The sequence below is a fragment of the Streptomyces sp. H27-D2 genome (genome assembly GCF_035828615.1).
Taxonomy (GTDB): domain Bacteria; phylum Actinomycetota; class Actinomycetes; order Streptomycetales; family Streptomycetaceae; genus Streptomyces.
This window is the reverse complement of record NZ_JAYMZR010000028.1, coordinates 53,200-71,389: the sequence shown is the minus strand read 5'-3', so window position 1 is coordinate 71,389 and position 18,190 is coordinate 53,200. Positions and strand designations below refer to the sequence as shown.

15 protein-coding genes and 2 pseudogenes are annotated in these 18,190 nt (G+C 73.0%); 8 read left to right on the top strand and 9 right to left on the bottom strand.

The genetic code is table 11. The features are described from left to right. Positions 1–65: 65 nt before the first annotated feature. The 4 genes and pseudogenes from QMK28_RS13815 to QMK28_RS13800 form a co-directional block, all read right to left on the bottom strand. Positions 66–1,829 carry an FAD-dependent oxidoreductase gene (locus tag QMK28_RS13815; protein WP_326437579.1) on the bottom strand — a complete coding sequence of 588 codons (1,764 nt, stop codon included), beginning with the start codon at positions 1,827–1,829 and terminating at the stop codon, positions 66–68. Positions 1,830–1,936: 107 nt separating this feature from the next. Continuing rightward, positions 1,937–2,164, bottom strand: a pseudogene (locus QMK28_RS13810) ((2Fe-2S)-binding protein); the annotation flags it as partial. A gap of 215 nt (positions 2,165–2,379) precedes the next feature. Then, positions 2,380–3,588 (bottom strand): NAD(P)/FAD-dependent oxidoreductase, encoded by a 1,209-nt coding sequence (locus QMK28_RS13805; RefSeq protein ID WP_326437577.1) that lies wholly within the window; start codon positions 3,586–3,588, stop codon positions 2,380–2,382. A gap of 39 nt (positions 3,589–3,627) precedes the next feature. Further along, positions 3,628–4,428, bottom strand: a complete 801-nt coding sequence (locus QMK28_RS13800; RefSeq protein WP_326437575.1) for a helix-turn-helix domain-containing protein — start codon at positions 4,426–4,428, stop codon at positions 3,628–3,630. A gap of 88 nt (positions 4,429–4,516) precedes the next feature. On the opposite strand from QMK28_RS13800, the gene QMK28_RS13795 reads away from it, so the two are divergent. Beyond that, positions 4,517–6,070 carry a diaminopimelate decarboxylase gene (locus QMK28_RS13795; protein WP_326437573.1) on the top strand — a complete coding sequence of 518 codons (1,554 nt, stop codon included), beginning with the start codon at positions 4,517–4,519 and terminating at the stop codon, positions 6,068–6,070. An 84-nt stretch (positions 6,071–6,154) separates the two neighbouring features. Here QMK28_RS13795 and QMK28_RS13790 read toward each other — a convergent pair whose 3' ends face one another. Both QMK28_RS13790 and QMK28_RS13785 read right to left on the bottom strand, forming a co-directional pair. Further along, the gene (locus QMK28_RS13790) at positions 6,155–7,015 is read right to left on the bottom strand and encodes a MurR/RpiR family transcriptional regulator (RefSeq protein WP_326437571.1); all 861 of its coding nucleotides are present in this window, start codon (positions 7,013–7,015) and stop codon (positions 6,155–6,157) included. 172 nt (positions 7,016–7,187) lie between these two features. Beyond that, a complete protein-coding gene (locus tag QMK28_RS13785) occupies positions 7,188–8,702 on the bottom strand; it encodes an aromatic amino acid ammonia-lyase (RefSeq protein ID WP_326437590.1) in 1,515 nt (504 codons plus the stop codon). Between the two features lie 151 nt (positions 8,703–8,853). Here QMK28_RS13785 and QMK28_RS13780 point away from each other — a divergent pair. From QMK28_RS13780 to QMK28_RS13760, 5 genes and pseudogenes are all read left to right on the top strand, one after another. Beyond that, positions 8,854–9,260 (top strand): annotated as a pseudogene (locus QMK28_RS13780) (ATP-binding cassette domain-containing protein); the annotation flags it as partial. A gap of 87 nt (positions 9,261–9,347) precedes the next feature. Next, entirely contained in the window at positions 9,348–9,788 is a 441-nt protein-coding gene (locus QMK28_RS13775) for an ABC transporter permease (protein WP_326437589.1), read from the top strand. Then, on the top strand, positions 9,772–10,683 hold the full coding sequence (locus QMK28_RS13770) for an ABC transporter substrate-binding protein (protein ID WP_326437587.1): 912 nt from the start codon (positions 9,772–9,774) through the stop codon (positions 10,681–10,683). Before QMK28_RS13775 ends, QMK28_RS13770 begins: the two co-directional genes overlap by 17 nt. 238 nt (positions 10,684–10,921) lie before the next feature. Beyond that, positions 10,922–11,173, top strand: coding sequence for a type II toxin-antitoxin system VapB family antitoxin (locus QMK28_RS13765; RefSeq protein ID WP_326437569.1), 252 nt, complete (start codon positions 10,922–10,924; stop codon positions 11,171–11,173). Then, positions 11,170–11,586 carry a PIN domain nuclease gene (locus tag QMK28_RS13760; RefSeq protein ID WP_326437567.1) on the top strand — a complete coding sequence of 139 codons (417 nt, stop codon included), beginning with the start codon at positions 11,170–11,172 and terminating at the stop codon, positions 11,584–11,586. Before QMK28_RS13765 ends, QMK28_RS13760 begins: the two co-directional genes overlap by 4 nt. 96 nt (positions 11,587–11,682) lie before the next feature. On the opposite strand, the gene QMK28_RS13755 is transcribed toward QMK28_RS13760, so the two are convergent. Both QMK28_RS13755 and QMK28_RS13750 read right to left on the bottom strand, forming a co-directional pair. Next, entirely contained in the window at positions 11,683–12,534 is an 852-nt protein-coding gene (locus QMK28_RS13755; protein WP_326437565.1) for a hypothetical protein, read from the bottom strand. A gap of 62 nt (positions 12,535–12,596) precedes the next feature. Next, a complete protein-coding gene (locus QMK28_RS13750) occupies positions 12,597–14,141 on the bottom strand; it encodes an acyl-CoA synthetase (protein ID WP_443050719.1) in 1,545 nt (514 codons plus the stop codon). 157 nt (positions 14,142–14,298) lie between these two features. On the opposite strand from QMK28_RS13750, the gene QMK28_RS13745 reads away from it, so the two are divergent. Continuing rightward, a complete protein-coding gene (locus QMK28_RS13745) occupies positions 14,299–14,724 on the top strand; it encodes a hypothetical protein (RefSeq protein WP_326437563.1) in 426 nt (141 codons plus the stop codon). Positions 14,725–15,300: 576 nt separating this feature from the next. On the opposite strand, the gene QMK28_RS13740 is transcribed toward QMK28_RS13745, so the two are convergent. Further along, entirely contained in the window at positions 15,301–16,704 is a 1,404-nt protein-coding gene (locus tag QMK28_RS13740) for a cystathionine beta-synthase (RefSeq protein WP_326437561.1), read from the bottom strand. Positions 16,705–17,110: 406 nt separating this feature from the next. Here QMK28_RS13740 and QMK28_RS13735 point away from each other — a divergent pair, with 406 nt between their 5' ends. Further along, positions 17,111–18,154, top strand: coding sequence for an SGNH/GDSL hydrolase family protein (locus tag QMK28_RS13735; RefSeq protein WP_326437583.1), 1,044 nt, complete (start codon positions 17,111–17,113; stop codon positions 18,152–18,154). Positions 18,155–18,190 lie beyond the last annotated feature (36 nt).

Here is an 18,190-nt window from a genome sequence, read left to right as displayed (position 1 = left end):
GCTGTGGGCGGGTGGGTGTGGGCGGGTGGGTGTTGGCGGGCGGGCAGTTGGTGGCCGGGCAGCTGTTAGGTCCCCTCCTCCGGTGGGGCGTGGCTGTCGGGGGTTTCGGGGTGCTTGGAAGCTTCGGGCGCTTCAGGCGCTTCGGGAGCAGGAGTGTCGGGGGCGGTGCGGACGGGGGCTTCCTGTTCTGGGGGGCCCGGCTGGTCGCCCTGGTCGCCCAGAGGGCCCGTGACCGCCAGGTCCCCCAGGCGGATCGGCTGGGCGATGGGGCGGCGGTCGAGGGCGTACGGGTCGGGCGGGCCGGGTGAGTGGGGCGGGCCACCGGGTTCGGTCGCCCGCCCAGGCCCAGCGGCAGCGAGCCCCGCTGCGAGCCCCGCCGCCAGCTCGGCCGTGTTGCGGCCGCAGACCCGGCCCTGGCACGCGCCGAGGCCCGCGCGGCTCGTGAGTTTCAGCGCGCGCGTGCCGTCCGCGCCCCGGCCTTGGACCGCCGCTCTCAGATCGCGGTACGGGACCTCCTCGCAGCGGCAGACGAGGGTGTCGTCGCTCAGCCAGGACTGCCAGCCGGACCGGACCGGGTGGGCCGCGGCGAGGGCGGCGGCGAAGCGGCGGCCTGTTCGGACGCGGCGGCGGGCCGCGTGCGCGCGCTCGGCTTCGGCGTGGCAGCCGAGGCGTACGGCCGCCGCGATGCCCGCCAACACGCCTTCCGCAGCGGCTAGTTCAGCGCCGCCGATTCCGGTGATCTCGCCGGCCGCGTACACGCCCGGGGTGCTGGTGCCCTGCCAGGGGTTCACGATCACGTACCCGCCCCCATCCGGGTCGCTCCCCAGCTCGCAGCCCGCCGCGACGGCGAGCTCCAGTTGCGGGGTGAAGCCGTAGCCGATGCAGAGCGCGTCGATCCCCTCGATGCGGCGTTCCGTACCCGGCCGGATGCGCCAGTCCGGGTCGAGCCGGGCGACGGTCACCGCCTCGACGCGGTCCCGGCCATGGGCTGCGACGACCGCGTGGCGGGTGCGGTACGGGACGCGGTGGCGGGCCATCCGAGCGGTGTGGGCGGCGAGTTCGGGGAGCTTGGTCCGGCCGTCGCGGAGAGCGGTGAGGGGCGCGCGCAGCCAACCGGAGGGTGAGCCCGCCTCGTACACGCCCCTGACGCGCGCCCCTACGCCCAGCAGGGACGAGGCGACCGGGAGGAGGAACGGCCCGGTGCCGGACACGACGACCCGGCGGCCGACCGCGATCCGCTGCCCCTTGGCCAGTGCCTGCGCGGCCCCCGCCGTCACGACGCCGGGCAGGTCCCAGCCGGGGAAGGGCAGCGCCCTGTCGTACGCGCCGGGGCAGAGGACCAGCGCGGCGGCGGCGAGCGTACGGGGCGCGCGGCCGACGCCGTCGGCGGGACCCTGCTGGATGTGGACGAGGTGGATGACGTGGGGGTCGGAGGCGCGATCAGTTGCGGCGGCGGGGGCGCGCGGCGGGGGCGGCGCGGGCCGTCCCGGTTCCACGGCCCAGACAGTGGTGCGCGGGAGGTACTCGATACGGGGGTGCACGGCCACCCTGCGCTCCAGCCGAACCGCTTCGGCGGGCCCACGGCGTACGTGACGCTTGCCGCCCGCGACTCGCGCGATGCCCGCCGCAGCCCTGTCCGGCTCAGCGGCCCCAGCAGCATCGGCGAACTCGGCGAACTCGGCAGGCGACTGCCGGTAGTACTGACCGCCGGTCCGTGCCGCACTGTCGACCAGCACGACCGCCGCCCCCGAATCGGCGGCGGCCAGTGCCGCGTTCAGCCCGGCGGGGCCCGCCCCGACGACGACCACCTGCGGGGACGTGAAACTCATGGCTGCTCCCTTCGCTCCGCCGGGGGTGCCCACGCCCGCCCCAACGGTTCGTCCGGTCGCGAGAGTTCGGGCAGGCCGGGGAGTTCCAGGAGGCTGGGGAGTTCCGCCCCGACCTGCGTGCGGATCTCGTCGCCGGCGGCGACCTCGCGCTGGCAGGCGCGGACGTCGGGTAAGCCGTTGACCACCACCAGGCAGTCGTGGCAGACACCGATGCCGCAGAACAGGCCGCGCGGCCGACCCGCGCCGCGTGTGGTCCGCCAGGACGTGCGGCCTGCGGCGATCAGCACCGCCGCGACGGTCTGACCGGGCCGGGCCTGCCGTGACTCGCCGTCCAGTGAGACGGGTACGAGCGCGGTCCGGCGCGCCCCGGCGCTCCCGCGCACTCCGGTGTCCACGCGCCCCCGCGCGCACGCCCCCGCGTCGGCCTCTTCGCTCGCGCCCGCTCCCAGCGCCCCTCCCCCGGGTCCGCCGGGGTCGCCGGGTCCACCGGGGCTGCCGGGGCTGCCGGGGCTGCCGGGATCGCCAAGTTCCCCGGGCGTGAGATCCGCGTTCATGTGGCGTCACCCGTCATCCGAAGGCCCGGCCGGTCCACCCTGTAGGGGGTGGGGTCGAGGTGCGGTCGCTCCCCCGCGTACAGCTCGGCGAGCAGTTCGCCCGTCGAGGCCGCGAGGCCGATGCCCGCGCCCTCGTGGCCGGTGGCGTGCCACAGGCCGGGGTGGCGCGGGTCCTCGCCGATGACCGGGAGGTGGTCGGGGGTGTACGGGCGGAAGCCGCCGTACGCGCGGATCGCCGGGACGGCGCTCAGCACGGGGAACAGCGCGGTCGCCTTGCGGGCCAGGGCGCGCAGCACGTCGACGCGGAGCGTCGCGTCGAAGCCGGTCCACTGGCGGCTGGAGCCTATGAGCACGGTCCCGGAACGGGTGGCCTCAACGACCGTCGAGGTCCGGAGGTCGCCCGGGTCGCCCAGGTCGCTGCCGACCGCGCCGACGTAGGCCGCGTCGTACACCTTGTGCCGGACGGTTCCCGGCGGCAGCGGGGCGGTGACCAGCACCATGCCCCGGCGCGGGATTACGGGCAGCGGGGCGTCGGCTGCGGTGGCGAAGGAACCGGCCCAGGGGCCGCAGGCGTTGACGACCGCGCCGCAGGCCAGCGGTCCCGCGTCGGTGCGGACGGCGATCGTCCGGCCGCGCCGGTCGCGGTCGACGCCGAGCGCCTCCACGCCCGTACGGACCAGGCCGCCCCGCGCGCGGACGGCGGCGAGCAGGGCGGTGGCGGCCAGCACCGGCTGGAGTTGGGCGTCCTGCGGGTAGTGCATCGCGCCGCGCACGCGGGGCGTCAGATGCGGCTCGTACGCGGTGGCCTCGCGCCCTGCCAGCTCCAGCGCCTCGACGCCCGCCCCGCGCTGCGTGGCCGCGAAGGCGCGTAACGAGGCGAGTTCGGCCTCTTCCGTGGCCACGACGAGACCGCCCTTGGCTTCGTACTCGCAGTCGGCGAGGGCGGCCCCCAATTCCTCGCGCAGGGCGGCCAGCAGGACGGGCCAGCGGCGCAGCGATGCCTGGGCGAGCGTGAGTTCGGGGCCTGGCGGCTTGTCGGAGACGAGCAGGTTGCCCTCGCCGCGCGCGGTGGTGCCGGAGACGAGCGGGGCGCGGTCGAGGACGGTGACCCGCAGCCCGCGCCGGGTCAGCGCCTCCGCACAGGCCGCACCGGAGATGCCGCTGCCGACCACGACGACGTCGGGTCGCTTCCGGAGAACGTGCATGCTGGGCACCGCCGTTCTCTCTACAGAACGGTGGTGACGCTAATGCGGCATTCCTGGGGGGTCAATACCCGCTCCGGGCGGATACTCGATCAACAGCACCGACACAACCGGAACTTCACCGACCGCTTCATAGATGTGCGGGCGCGCGCCGGACAGGCGGACGTAGTCGCCGGGCCCCAGCTCGTACGGCTCCTCGGGCGGTCCGACCAGCAGCACACCCGCCGTGACCACGATGTGTTCCAGTCCGGGGTGCCCGTTCGAGTGCTGTCGCGCGCCGGGTCTGATCCGCTGGTCGTACACCTCCATGACGCCGCCCTTCGGTTCGATCCGGCGCAGCATCCGTAATTCGACTGCCTCGCTGCTGAGGACTTCGAGCCCGGCGGACCGCACGAGGAGCACCTCGGGTTCGGTTCGTTCGGTCAGCAGATCGGAGACCGCGACCTGTAGAGCGTTCGACAGACTGAACACCGTTTGGATCGTCGGGTTGCCCTGACCCGATTCGAGCTGCGACAGCGCGCTCTTCGCCAGACCCGACCGGCGGGCCACCTCCGACAGCGACAGGCCGCGCTCGGCGCGCAGCGCCCGGAGGTTCGTCCCCAGCATCCGTCCGGCCCGCCCCTGCGCCGGGTTCCGCACCCGTTCGGGCCGGCTCCGTGCCCGTTCGTGTGCCCGTTCCCGTTCCATGGCGTCCCTTTCCCATGGCGTCCTGCTCGGATCGGCCCGCAAGGCCCGCACGGCTCGCTCAGCCCCGCGTGGCCCCGCCTCGCGCGTGTCGTGTCCGTGGCTTCCGGGTCGGCCGCCACTGTAGTCAGCCGGGCGCGCCCGCGAGCCCGTGTCCACCGGGCGGTGGTCCCGGCCCCGCAGCCAAGTGGATCACGGTCGCCCGAGGCACTGGGCAGTTCGGACCCGGAGATGGTGGAGTGGTCCTATGACCTCCATGGAGACGGGACAGGGGCGTGAGGGCGCGCACGCGGGCGCGGGCGCGGCTTCCGGAGCAGGCGCAGGCTCGGACGCGAGCCACGGCACCGACGCGGACGCGAGTGCCGGCACCGACGCGGAAACGATTCCGGTGAGCATCGGGGACGCCGACTCCGACGCGACCGTCGCACTGCCCGCCGGACAGCGGCCGACCGTCCTCCCGCCGTCCGCCGGGCACCCGGTGTCGCGGCGCGAGCGGGCCGTGCGGGCGGCGGTGGAGCAGGGGCTGATCGGGGCCGCGCAGCCCGTCGTCGGGCTGCTGGACGTGGCCGGCGTACGGGCGGCGGCGCGGGAGCTGCGGGAGGCGTTCGAGGAGGTGACCGCGCCCGGCACCCCCGTGCTGCACGCCTTCGCCGTCAAGGCCGCCGCGCTCGTACCCGTGCTGCGGCTGCTGCGCGACGAGGGGCTGGGCTGCGAGGTGGCCAGCCCCGGCGAACTGGCGCTGGCCCGCGCGGCGGGCGTGCCGCCGTCCCGCACGGTGCTGGACTCGCCCGCGAAGACCCCGGCCGAGCTGCGCGAGGCGCTCGCGCTGGGCATCGCCGTCAACGCGGACAACCCGCAGGAGTTGGCGCGCATCGACGCGCTCGTACGGTCCGCACCGACCGCCTCGCCGATCGGTCTGCGGGTCAATCCGCAGCTCGGCGGGGGCAGCATCGACGCGATGAGCACCGCGACGGCGACCTCGAAGTTCGGGGTCGCACTGTGCGACGAGGGGGCGCGCGAGTGGACCGTGCGCGCCTACCTGGACCGGCCGTGGCTGACCCGGCTGCACGCCCATGCGGGCTCGCAGGGGATGGCGTTGGAGACGATGGCGCAGGGCGTGCGGGCCACGTACGACCTGGCCGAGGAGATCAACGCGGCGGCCGGACGGCAGCAGATCGGCACCATCGACATCGGCGGCGGACTCCCGGTCAACTTCGACGACGACGAGGTCCGGCCCGGCTTCCGCGACTACGCGCGGCTGCTGCGGGCCACCGTCCCCGGCCTCTTCGACGGGCGCTACGGCCTGGTCACCGAGTTCGGCCGCTCCCTGCTCGCCAAGAGCGGCCTGGTCCTCGCGCACGTCGAGTACGCCAAGTCGGCCGGCGGGCGCGCCATCGCCGTCACGCACGCGGGCGCGCAGATCGCGGTCCGCACCGTCTTCACGCCGGCCTCCTGGCCGATCCGGGTGGCCGCGTACGACCCGCGGGGCCGTCCCAAGACCGGCGGCGCGGTCCCGCAGGACATCGCGGGACCGTGCTGCTTCGCGGGCGATCTGGTCGCCCGGAACCGGCCGCTGCCGCTGCTCGCGGCGGGCGATCTGGTGGGGCTGCTCGACACCGGCGCGTACTACTTCTCGAACCACTACGCGTACAACAGCCTGCCCCGCCCTGCGGTCTACGGCTTCACGACACAGCCGGACGGGGGCGTGCGCTTCGCGACCGTCCGCGCCCCCCAGACGACGGCCGAGATCGTCGCGGAGAGCGGCGGCGGGCACGCGGGGGCGCTGACCGGTCTGCGGTAGCGCTACCTCGGGTCGGCATCCCTCATGCGTGCCTCCACCCGGGCCACGGCCTGTTCCCGGAGGAGTCGGCGGCGACAGCGGCCCTCACTCCACGAACAACCCGCGCGCCGCCGCCGTCGCGTCGAACTCCTCCAGCCGCGCCTGCGCGTCCGGCAGCCCGTCGCACATCGCCTCCAGCAGTACGCGCCCCAGCAGCATCGGGGCGCAGGCCGTGTCGAAGGCCAGGCCGGTGCCGACGGCGGCGGGCAGCAGCAGGTCGGTGTGTTTGGCGACGGGCGCGAAGGCGCTGTCCGCGACCGTCACCACGGTCAGGCCCACGCCCCGCGCGTGCTCCAGCGCGTCGACGACTTCGCGCGGGTGGCGCGGCAGCGCGAAGCACAGGAGTGCGGTCGCGCCCGCGCGCCCTGCGGCGTCGATGCGGTCCGCGAGCATCGTGCCGCCCTCGTCGAGCAGCCGGACGTCCGGGTGCACCTTGGCGGCGAAGTACGCGAAACCGCGCGCCTGGGACGAGGCGGCGCGCAGCCCGAGCACCGGCAGCGGCCTGGAGTCGGCGAGCAGCCGTCCGGCGCGCTCGACCGGGACCGGGTCCGCGAGCAGCAGGGACAGGTGCCGCAGGTTCTCGATCTCGGCCTGTACGGCCTGCTGGTATTCGTTGTACGCGCCCTCGCCCGCCCCCGTGTCGACCGCCGGGGCGACCTCCCGCAGGTGCTTGCGCAGGGCGGGGTAGCCGTCGAAGCCCAGCGCGACCGCGAAGCGGGTCACGGACGGCTGACTGACCCCGGCCAGCTCCGCCAGCTCCACGCTCGACAGGAAGGGCGCGTCGGCCGCCCGCCGCACCATGCAGTGCGCGATACGGCGCTGCGTGGGCGTCAGCCGGTGCCCCTCGAAGAGCTGCTGAAGCCGTGCGGACGCGCTACGGGACGTATTGCCGTCCGCCATGCTCATCCGGTCCTCCTGTTGAGAGTGTTCGTGTCCCGCGGTTGCGCCGCGGGTGTCCTGCTCGTGTTCACACTCGTGCTCGTGCTCGCGTCCCCGGCGGGCACGCGCCCCGCGGATACGTACCCCCACCCCCCGGGGCGTGCCGTCCGGACGCGCGTCGTTCAGAGTTCCGCGTCGTTCAGAGTTCGGTGAACCGGTCGAGCACGGCTGCCGCGGCGCTCACGTCATCCGTCAGCGGCCGGTCCTGGAGGCCCGGGTCGAGGACCTCCTCGGCCAGTTCGAAGGCGCGGCCGACCGGGAGGTCCGGGTCGGGCCGCAGATCGCGCTGGCGCAGCGCCCGTACGGCCGCGACAAGTTCGCAACCTAGTACGAGCCGGTAATTCTCGCCCACCCGCAGACTCTGCCGGGCGCCGAGCGAAGCGAAGCTGGCCTGCTCCTCCACGCCCCGGGAGAGTACGGCGTGACCGAGCGAAGCGGGGGCGCACACCTCGCGCAGTTCGCCGAGGGCGGCCCCCGCCGCGTATTCGAGGATCATCACCCCGGAGCTGGCGGGCGCGCCGTCGGCGAGGAAGGGCCTCAGCCGGGTGAAGTTCGGCTCGGACAGGGCCGAGAGGCGGGCGGTGGAGAGCCGCGCGGTCTGCACCAGCGCGAGTCTGAAGTGGTCGAGCGCGAGGGCGACTTGGGCGATGTAGAAGCCGCCGTGATGGTAGGCGGCGCGGTCCTCGGGGCAGATCAGCGGGTTCTCGGCGGCGGCGTTGATCTCGACGGCGAGGACCCGTTCCAGCGCGTCGGCCGCGTCCATGGCCGGGCCGTGGATCTGCGGCAGGCAGCGGAAGCCGTACGGGTCCTGGATGCGGCCCAGCGGCGGCGTGGGCCGGGCGGGGGCGCCGAGCAGCCGCCGTGAGCGGGCGGCGGCGGCCACGGAGCCCGGGTGCGGACGGGCGGCGTGCACGGGCTCCGCGTACGCCTCGTACGAGCCGTCGACCGCGAGCAGCGAGAGCGCGGCGACGACCTGGGCGGCGGAGAGCAGCCGGCGCAGCTCATCGAGGGCCAGCGCGGACTGGCCGAGGGTGAGCGCGTTGCTGCTGATCAGGGCGAGTGCGTCGTTGTTGTCGAGGGCGAGCGGGGCCGGCGCGGGGCCGCCTTCCCAGGGGTGTTCGCCGGCCAGCGCGAGGCCCATCTGGGCGAGGGCCGCGAGGTCGCCGGTGCCGACCGCGCCGTACTCGTTGACCACCGGGTACGCGCCGGATTCGAGGGCTTCGACCAGGCTGGTGACGATGTCGGGGCGCAGCCCCGCGCCGCCCGCGAGGAGCTGGTTGGCGCGGACCGCGAGCATCGCTCTGACCTGCCGGGCGGGCAGTTGGCGGCCGATGGCGCCCGCATGGCTGCGCAGCAGCCGCAGGCCGTGGTCGGCGGCGTCCACGGGTTGCACCTGCTCGTGCCGGTTGGCGCCGACGCCGGTGCTGCGGCCGTAGACCCGGCCGCTGGCGGCCAGGCCCCGGGCGGTCTGCCAGGAGTGTTCGACGAGCTTGAGCGCTTCGGGGTCGGGTTCGGGCCGTGCGGTGCGGTCGGCGAGCCGGATCACGTCCGCGACCGGCAGATTCCGGCCATCGAGCGGAACGATCACAGCGGGCGGGAGCTGCCAGGGGCCTTCGGTTCGCTGACCGGTACTGTCCACCATGCGGGACGACATCATGCGCGAGCCCCTCCTTTTCCGGACACTCCGTCTTGCCCCATGGGCGTGATGAGGCAGAAGTAACGAGTGCTTTTCCTCGAAGCATTGACATCTATTCAGTCTCCGAGAACTCTGCATGACGATATACAAGCCGGGCAAGGGATGGCTGATGATCAGATTCGACGCGGTGCACAAACAGTTTCCGAACGGCACGACAGCCGTCCATGACCTCACGCTGGAGGTCCCCGAGGGCGGCATCACCGTCCTCGTCGGCTCCTCGGGCTGCGGCAAGACCACATCGCTGCGGATGATCAACCGCATGGTCGAGCAGACCTCCGGCACGATCAGCCTCGGCGGCCAGGACATCCGCGACGCCGACGCCGCCGAACTGCGGCGCGGCATCGGCTACGTCATCCAGCAGTCCGGGCTGTTCCCGCACCGCACGGTGCTCGACAACATCGCGACCGTGCCGCTGCTGCTCGGCTGGGGCCGCCGCAAGGCGCGCAGCCGGGCATCCGAACTGCTGGAGCTGGTCGGGCTGCCGACCGAGCCGGAAAGCGCTACCCGCACCAGCTCGGCCTGCTGATCGGCCACACCGGGCGCTGCGCGTTCCTCGCCATCAACCTCGCGGGCTTCGGCCGCGCGCTGCCGACCGTCGGCCTGGTGACGCTGGTGTTCCTGGCCAGCGGGCTGAGCATGTGGCCGGTGTACGTCTCGCTGGTCGCCCTCGCGATCCCCTCGATCGTCACCAACACGTACGCGGGGATGGCGGCCGTCGACCCCGAGGTCAAGGACGCGGCGCGCGGCCAGGGCATGACCGGCACGCAGATGCTCGTACGGGTCGAGGTCCCGCTCGCGCTGCCGCTGGTCATGACCGGGGTACGGCTCGCGGTGGTGCAGGTCGTGGCCACCGCCACCATCGCCGCGTACGTCAGCTTCGGCGGCCTCGGCCGCTATGTCTTCGACGGCCTCGCCCAGCGCGATCTGGTGCAGGTGCTCGGCGGGGCGGTGCTGGTCGGCGCGATGGCCGTCGTCATCGACCTGGCCCTCGCCGGACTCCAGCGCTTCCTCTTCCGGCACCGCGCGGCTGCCGCCGCCCACTGATGCGGCGCGCGCTGTCCGGAAACTTCGGGGCGCCTCAATCACCTCGCTGGACGGCGGCAAGTCCGCGTCCGGAGGCGGCAGCAGCGCCGGCGGCCTCGTCATCGGCACCGCCAACTTCACCGAGAACCAGATCCTCGGCCACCTCTACGCCGAGGCGCTGCGCGCTGAAGGCGTCAAAGCCACGGTCAAGCCCAACCTCGGCTCCCGCGAGATCGTCGTGCCGGCGCTGCGCAGCGGCGACATCGACCTGCTCCCGGAGTACCAGGGCAGCCTGCTGCCGCACCTCGACGACAGCGCGAAGGCCACCGAGGGCGGCGACCTGCAGAACGCGCTGACAGCCGCGCTCCCCAACGGCATCGAGGCGCTGCCGTACGCCGCCGCCGAGAACAAGGACGTCTTCGTCGTCACCCGCGAAACCGCCGAGAAGCGCGGGCTGCGCAGCATGACGGACCTCACGAAATACGACGGCGAACTGGTCTTCGGCGGCCCGGCCGAGGACAAGAAGCGGGTCGTCGGGCTCGTCGGCCTCAAGGACGAGTACGGCGTGACCTTCCGCGAGTTCAAGGCGCTGGACACCGCCGGTCCGCTGGTCAAGGGGGCGTTGAAGAAGGGCCAGATCGACGTCGGGAACCTGTTCAGCACCGACGCCGACATCGAGGAGAACGGCTGGGTGGCGCTCGCCGACCCCAAGAGCCTCATCCCCGCCCAGCACATCGTCCCGCTGGTCCGCAGCGGCAAGAACGACCTGCTGGTCCGCCGGGCGCTGGCCCGGCTCGGCTCCGTGCTCACCACCGACGAACTCGCCCGGCTGGACGCCCTGGTGGACAAGGACAAGAAGGACCCGGACCGGGTCGCCGCCGCGTGGGCCGCCGAGCACGGTCTGACGAAGAAGTGACGGTCTGACGCCGACTTGCGCATAGGCGAAGGAAGAGAGGGACAGCCGTCCATGACCGGCCCGTCACCCCCGGCCTCCGTTCCGGCGCGGCCGGCATGCGGCCGACTGCTCCCGATTCTGGCGAACCAGGCACACCTGAACCAGGGGCACACCAGGGCCACACCGGAATTGATATCGATCAGACGAGTTTTTGATATCATGACGGCAGTGAAGGCCAGCGGCCCACGAGGAGGTTTCCATGACGCGAACCGTCATAGACGTCAACGACAAGATGCTCGCCGAAGCTGCTGAGATCTTCGGAACCACGACGAAGGTCGCCACGGTCAACGCGGCCTTGGAGGACGCGATCAAGCGCCGCAAGCGCGCCTCGTTCCTCAACTGGCTCGCTGAAGGCGGCCTGCCGGACCTGACCGGCCCCGTCGAAACCCAGGCCGACGCGGACGGTCCGCACGGACCGCACGGACCGCACGGACCGCAGCAGGTCGCGTGACAGACCGGTACCTCATCGACAAGTCCGCACTCGCCCGCTACCCGAAACCGGCTGTCCGCGCCGTGATCGAGCCATGGCACAACGCCGGGTTGCTGGCAGTGTGCGGGGCCGTCGAAATCGAGGTTCTGCACAGCGCCCGGTCCAAATCCGACGCTGAGCGCATCCGGGACGAGATGAGGGGCTTCGACTGGCTCCCGACCCCCGACGAGGCATGGGATCGCGCCCTGGACGTACAGGCGCGGCTCATCGCGGGAGGAAACTGGAAGGCCCTCTCGGTCCCGGACCTGATCATCGCTGCGACCGCCGAGCGGCATGGCGTGACTGTCCTGCACTACGACGGGGACTACGACATGATCAAGGCCGTGACCGGCCAGCCGATGCGGTGGGTGGTACCGCCCGGCACCGCCGACTGACAACGCTGAGCTATTCGGTTGGCCGGCGTGGCGTCTGGGCCGGCGGCCTGCCGGAGGGCGCTGCGGACTCCCCGGCCTGCGCGCCCTCCGAGCAGCTCACTTGACGGGGACGCGCACCTCGTCGCGGACGAGACCGCTCTTGTTCGCAAAAGCCTTGAGGTCGACGGATTCGGGGGACGTGTCGCTGCTGAAAAGCCCGTTCTCGACGACCATCGCGACAGTGCCCGAGTCGGCCCAGACGCAGAACGGCAGCGTGAGGTCCTGACCGGTCTGTCGCTTCACCCCCACCCCACAGGTCAACGCCTCGTCGGACCCGGTGGGAGTGATCTCCCGCTCGGGGACCGTGATTTCGGCGCCATCGCCCTCGGAGAACCCCCGGATCAAGCTGTCCCTGGCGGTACCCGGGTCGTCGATGGAACCGTACTGCCCGGAAAACACCAGCGATTCAACGCCGTCACCTGCCTGCGCGGAGTACTGCCCACCCGCAGGCTCCATGCCGTGTGCGTTGGATCCGTCGCTGGGCACCGATGGCGAGTCGAGTGCTGCCGTCAGATCCTTGACCAAGGTGTACTTGCCGCTCTGCAGAGTCTTCGGCACGGTCAGCGTGTACTCGGGGGACGCTTGGGACCCGCTGCTGTCGCCGCCGCCCGGCATCACCTCGGCGACGCCCCTGAGGATGATGAAGGCCCCGAACAGCGACCCGAGCACGATCGCGACCACCTTCCCCGCACCGCCCTTCTTCGGCGGCTGCCCCCAACCCCCGCCGGGCGGCTGCCCGTACGCCGGGTACGACGGGTACTGCTGCGGGGGATGCGGCGGCTGTCCGTAGCCCTGCTGCCCGTACCCCTGCTGCGGGAACGGCGGCGGCGGCCCTCCGGGGGCGCCGGGCGGCGGCCCGTACTGCGGTGCACCGGGGCCGGGTTGCGGCGGGTACGGGGGCGTGCTCATCTGGCGGGACCTTCCGTGGGTGAGCCATGAGCGTACGTTCTCGGCCGACCCCGCCCTCCCCGCTACCCCGGCGGCAGCAGCCGCTTCTGCGGCTTGCCCATCGCGTTGCGCGGCAGCGCGTCCAGGAAGCGGACGCGGCGGGGGCGTTTGTGGACGGAGAGGTGGCCGGCCACGAAGTCGATCAGTTCGGGGCCGGTCACGCCGTCGGCGACGACGTAAGCCACGATCTCCTGGCCGAGGTCCGGGTGGGCCGCCCCGACGACGGCGGCCTCGCGCACCGCCGGGTGGTCCAGCAGGGCGTTCTCGACCTCGCCCGCACCGATCCGGTAGCCGCCCGACTTGATCAGGTCCATGGAGGCGCGGCCGACGATGCGGTGGTTGCCGTCCGCCGGGTCGATGGCCGCGATGTCGCCCGTACGGAACCAGCCGTCCGCCGTGAAGGAAGCCGCACTGGCCTCCGGGCGGTTGAGGTAGCCGGTGAACAGGGTCGGGCCGGTGAGCTGGAGCTCCCCGATGCCCGAGGCATCGGCTTCCGCGCCGCCCCCGCTCCGTTCCGCCGCGCCCCGCTCCGCCTCGCCCGGTTCCTGCTCGATCGGCGCGATACGGGTCCTGATGCCGGCCAGCGGGGTGCCGACGCATCCCGGGCGGCGCTCGCCGTCGGCGCGGGCCGAGACGGTGATCAGGGATTCGGTCATGCCGTAGCGCTCGACCGGACGCAGTCCGGTGAGCGCCGCGAGGTCGCGGAAGACGGGGGCGGGCAGTGGGGCGCTGCCGGAGACGAGCAGCCGTGCGCCGCTCAACGCGCGTGCGGCGGCGGGGTCCTGGACGAGCCGGGACCAGACCGTGGGGACGCCGAAGTACAGGCTGCCGCCCGCCGCCGCGTACGCCTGCGGGGTCGGGCGGCCCGTGTGCACCAGCCGGCTTCCGGTGCGCAGCGCGCCCAGCACGCCCAGCACCAGGCCGTGCACGTGGAACAGCGGCAGCCCGTGCACCAGCGTGTCGTCGGACGTCCAGGCCCACGCCTTGGCGAGGGCGTCCAGGTCTGCGGCCACGGCGCTGCGCGGGATGAGCGCGCCTTTGGGGGCGCCGGTGGTGCCGGAGGTGTAGAGGATCAGCGCGGTGCCGGCGGGATCGGGTTCCGGGTGGTCCCAGGAGGCGGTTTCGGAGAGGTCCACGGGAATGACGGGAATGCCGGGACTGGCGGGGACGACCTGGATCGCCGCGCCGCCGGATTGCCCTCCCGTAGCGGCACCGGCGGCATTCCCGGTCCCGGCTGACGTCCCCGCAGACGTACCCGCCGCCTCGCCCGCCGCCACCCCGCTCATCAGCAGCAGCTCCGCCCCCGAGTCGCGCAGGATGTGGTCCCGCTCGGCGGGCCCCGAGTCGGGTGGCATCGGCACCACCGGGACGCCCGCGAGCAGCCCTGCCACCACGGCCACGACCGTCTCCAGCGAGGCGTCCGCCCGTACGGCCACCGCCTTGGCCCCGCCGATACGGGCCGCGACGGCGCCCGCCGCGCCCAGCAGCCGTTCGCGTGAGCACTGCCGTCCCGCGACGGTCAGCGCGTCGGCGCGGTCGCCTGCCGACTCCGCGAGCGACGCCAGCAGCGGCGCGGCCGGGGACGGGATCGCGGAAGGGGAGGTCGGGGACTGGTCCACACGCGGGGCCACGGGCTGCTCCTTGTCCGCCGGGGGGACAGCCCCGGTCCGAATCCGGGGGCTAACCCTACCGACGCGATCGGCGCGCGACCGTAGCGTTGACGCCATGGAAGCCCGCGACCCTGAGCTGAAGAAGGAACTCGACGCGACCCTCAACGCTCGTAAAGAGCTGGGGTCGGAGTACGAGAGCGCGTTGGTCGACTCGTTCCTGGAAAAGGTCGAGAAGCAGCTTGACGGGACGGTCGAGCGCCGCGTGCGCCGACAGCTCGCCGAGCAACAGATGGCGGTCGCCCGCGGCGCCCGCCCCAAGCAGAGCGGCGACGGCGGCTTCGGCGGCCGGTTCGCGTTCGCCGTGGTCACGCTGGTGCTGGCCATCCCGCTGTCGGCGATCAGCGTGGTCAACGCCGGGCTGCCCGGTCTGCTGGTCACCTGGGCGGGGATCGTCGGCGTCAACGCGGCGGTCTACGCCTCGGAACTGCTGCCCTGGACGCACCGCCGCGAGCGCAAGTCCGAGGACCGTTGGGAGGATTGAGCACGGGCGGCGGCTGTGCACCCCGCGCAGGCACGGCTGTACGCCCGCCCAGGCGGCGACCGTGCGCCCCGCGCAGGCGGCGGACGTGCACCCCGCGACCTTCCCGCGGACCATCGATCCACCTGGCCGCACCGGCCACATCGCCGCAGCGGCCGTCCGTACAACCCAACCCACAAGTCAACGCGAGAGGGCTCCGAGACTTCCCGTAAGGAAGCCCGGAGCCCTCCGCCGTAGTGGCGCAAGCGCGCCGCCGCTGCCTCGCGGGGAAGTGTGCGCGGGGGCCGCCTCACCCCGGTGTCGACACCGGGGCCGGGACGAGGACGGTCCCCGCGAGGGACGCGGGCCGGGTCAGGGCCGGGCTGCCGCGTCCGAGCGGCCAATGGAGGTCCGGGAGCCGCTCCGGAGATCCGTGGGGCCACATGTGGGGTGTCGGCATCGCTGCCGACGAACTCCAATGTGCCCGACCCGTGTTAAGCCGGTGCTGCGGGCGCGTGACGCGCACGTACCGGTTGTGCGAAGCCCGCCCCGCCCCGCTCGCCCGCCTCCCGCACCCCGCCGCGGCCCCGAGGGGCCGGCCTACTTCGCGCTCTTCGCCAGGTACGCCAGCAGATCCTGCCGGCTCACCACGCCCGTCGGCTTGCCCTCCACCAGTACCACGGCCGCGTCGGCCGCTTCCAGTACGGACATCAGGTCGGCGACCTGCTCGCCGGAGCCGACCTGCGGCAGCGGCGCGCTCATGTGCTTCTCCAGCGGGTCCGTCAGTGCCGCCCGCTGGGTGAACAGCGCTTCCAGCAGCTCGCGTTCGACGACCGAGCCGATGACCTCGGCGGCCATCACGTCGGGGTGGCCGGCGCCCGGCTTGACGATCGGCATCTGCGAGACGCCGTACTCGCGCAGCACCTCGATGGCCTCGCCGACCGTCTCCTCGGGGTGCATGTGGACGAGCGAGGGCAGGCCGTCCTTCGTCGAGCCGAACTCCGCCTTGTTGGCGAGCACATCGGCGACGCGCGCCGCCGTGCCGTGCTCGTCGAGGAAGCCGTAGTCGTTCATCCACTCGTCGTTGAAGATCTTGCTGAGGTAGCCGCGCCCGCTGTCCGGCAGCAGCACGACCACCACGTCGTCGGGACCGAGGCCCTCGGCGACCTTCAGCGCCGCGACGACCGCCATCCCGCAGGAGCCGCCGACCAGCAGCCCCTCCTCCTTGGCGAGGCGGCGGGTCATCTGGAAGGAGTCCTTGTCGGAGACCGCGATGATCTCGTCCGTGACCCGCTGGTCGTAGGCGCTAGGCCAGAAGTCCTCGCCCACGCCCTCCACCAGGTACGGGCGGCCGGAGCCGCCGGAGTAGACGGAGCCCTCGGGGTCCGCGCCGATGATCCGCACCCGGCCCTCGGATGCCTCCTTGAGGTACCGGCCGGTCCCGGAGATCGTGCCGCCGGTGCCGACGCCGGTCACGAAGTGGGTGATCCGCCCGTCCGTCTGCTGCCACAGCTCGGGTCCGGTGGACTCATAGTGCGAGAGCGGGTTGTTCGGGTTGCTGTACTGGTCGGGCTTCCAGGCGCCCGGTGTCTCCTGGACCAGCCGGTCCGAGACGTTGTAGTACGAGTCGGGGTGCCCGGGGTCCACCGCGGTCGGGCAGACCACGACCTCGGCGCCGTACGCCCGCAGCACATTGATCTTGTCGGTGGAAACCTTGTCAGGACAGACGAAGATGCACTTGTAGCCCTTGGTCTGCGCGACGATCGCCAGCCCCACGCCCGTGTTGCCGGACGTCGGCTCGACGATCGTGCCGCCCGGCTGGAGCTCGCCCGACCGTTCGGCGGCTTCGATCATGCGTACGGCGATGCGGTCCTTCACCGAGCCGCCCGGATTGAAGTACTCGACCTTCGCGAGAACGGTGGCCTGTAGGCCCTCCGTCACGTTGTTGAGCTTGAGCAGCGGGGTGTTGCCGACAAGCTCGATCATCGAATCGTGATACTGCACCGTGGTCTCCACTTTCAGGGGCAGCCGTCGGATCGTGCCCGTCCCGTCAGCCTATTGCGCTGAGCCCGCCTTCCGTCGGCCGGTGGCTGTTCGATGACCGACAGTGGCTGATCGGCGACTGATCCGTACCGTTCTGTGCCGGTCCGCGCCGCGGCGCGGACGGGTGGCGAGCGACAATCGGGAAGGGATCGGGCGGAGATCCGGCGGAGACCGGGAAGGGATACCGCAGCCATACCGCAGCCGGACGACAGTTGGACGGCAGCCGGATTCCACCCACGATCGAGAGTTCGGGTGTCGAATGGACGCCCTTCCCTGGTTCGGGGGCGTTGCGCGGAGACCCGCACCGGGCAATGAGCTGGTGTACGAATCGTTGAGTGGGAGCGGGAATGGGAAGTGGTCCATGCCGATGACGATGTCCAGGGCGAGAGTCGCCCGACGGATCGCGGCCGCGGCCGCCTACGGAGGCGGCGGCGTCGGTCTGCTCGGCGGCGCGGCCGTGGGCCTGCTGATCGCCGAGGTCCGGCTCGCGAAGCGCACGGTCGGCGGTTCCTCCGACATGCCGCCCGTCGCCGACGGCTGCTACGGGGCCACGTTCACCCGCCATACGGGCCTGCGGCCGCTGCGCCTCGGCTTCCTCGGCGACTCGACGGCGGCGGGGCAGGGCGTGCACCGCGCGCGGCAGACGCCCGGCGCGCTGCTGGCCGCCGGGCTCTCAGCGGTCGCGGAGCGTCCGGTGGACCTGCACAACGTCGCGCTCCCCGGCGCTCAGTCGGACGACCTGGAGCGTCAGGTGACGCTGCTGCTGGCCGACCACAACCTGTTCCCCGACGTGTGCGTGATCATGATCGGAGCCAATGACGTCACCCACCGGATGCCGCCCGCGCGATCGGTGCGGCTGCTGGCCGACGCGGTCCGCAGGCTGCGCGCGGCCAACTGCCAGGTGGTCGTCGCCACCTGCCCCGACCTCGGCTCGATCGAGCCGGTGTACCAGCCGCTGCGCTGGGTGGCCCGCCGGCTGAGCCGCCAGCTGGCCGCCGCGCAGACGATCGGCGTGGTGGAGCAGGGCGGCCGGACGGTCTCGCTGGGCGCGCTGCTCGCGCCCGAGTTCGAGGCGAACCCGCGCGAGCTGTTCGGCCCGGACAACTACCACCCCTCGGCGGAGGGCTACGCGACGGCCGCGATGGCGATGCTGCCGACGCTGTGCGCCTCTCTCGGCCTGTGGCCGGAGGAGGAGCGGCCCGGCCGTGTAGGCGTGCTGCCGGTGGCCAAGGCTGCCGCACGGGCGGTGTCCGAGGGCGGTACGGAGGTGGCCGCGGCCGGCGCCTTCGGGCTGCGCGGCCCCTGGGCGCTGATCAAGCACCGCCGGCGCCGGCGGCTGCCCGCGCCGGTGGACCCGGCTGGCCACGGGGTCGGTGCGGCGTCCGCGCGTCCGCACCTGCACCTCTGGTGATGACGCCGGCGCGATGGGGCCCGCGGCATGCCGCGG

Excerpts from the sequence above, each read along its gene's own strand:
- QMK28_RS13815 (WP_326437579.1), bottom strand. The coding sequence starts at position 1,829 with ATGAGTTTCACGTCCCCGCAGGTGGTCGTCGTCGGGGCGGGCCCCGCC.
- QMK28_RS13785 (WP_326437590.1), bottom strand. The coding sequence starts at position 8,702 with ATGTCGTCCCGCATGGTGGACAGTACCGGTCAGCGAACCGAAGGCCCC.
- QMK28_RS13805 (WP_326437577.1), bottom strand. The coding sequence starts at position 3,588 with ATGCACGTTCTCCGGAAGCGACCCGACGTCGTCGTGGTCGGCAGCGGC.
- QMK28_RS13795 (WP_326437573.1), top strand. The coding sequence starts at position 4,517 with ATGACCTCCATGGAGACGGGACAGGGGCGTGAGGGCGCGCACGCGGGC.
- QMK28_RS13765 (WP_326437569.1), top strand. The coding sequence starts at position 10,922 with ATGACGCGAACCGTCATAGACGTCAACGACAAGATGCTCGCCGAAGCT.
- QMK28_RS13755 (WP_326437565.1), bottom strand. The coding sequence starts at position 12,534 with ATGAGCACGCCCCCGTACCCGCCGCAACCCGGCCCCGGTGCACCGCAG.
- QMK28_RS13735 (WP_326437583.1), top strand. The coding sequence starts at position 17,111 with ATGACGATGTCCAGGGCGAGAGTCGCCCGACGGATCGCGGCCGCGGCC.
- QMK28_RS13745 (WP_326437563.1), top strand. The coding sequence starts at position 14,299 with ATGGAAGCCCGCGACCCTGAGCTGAAGAAGGAACTCGACGCGACCCTC.
- QMK28_RS13790 (WP_326437571.1), bottom strand. The coding sequence starts at position 7,015 with ATGAGCATGGCGGACGGCAATACGTCCCGTAGCGCGTCCGCACGGCTT.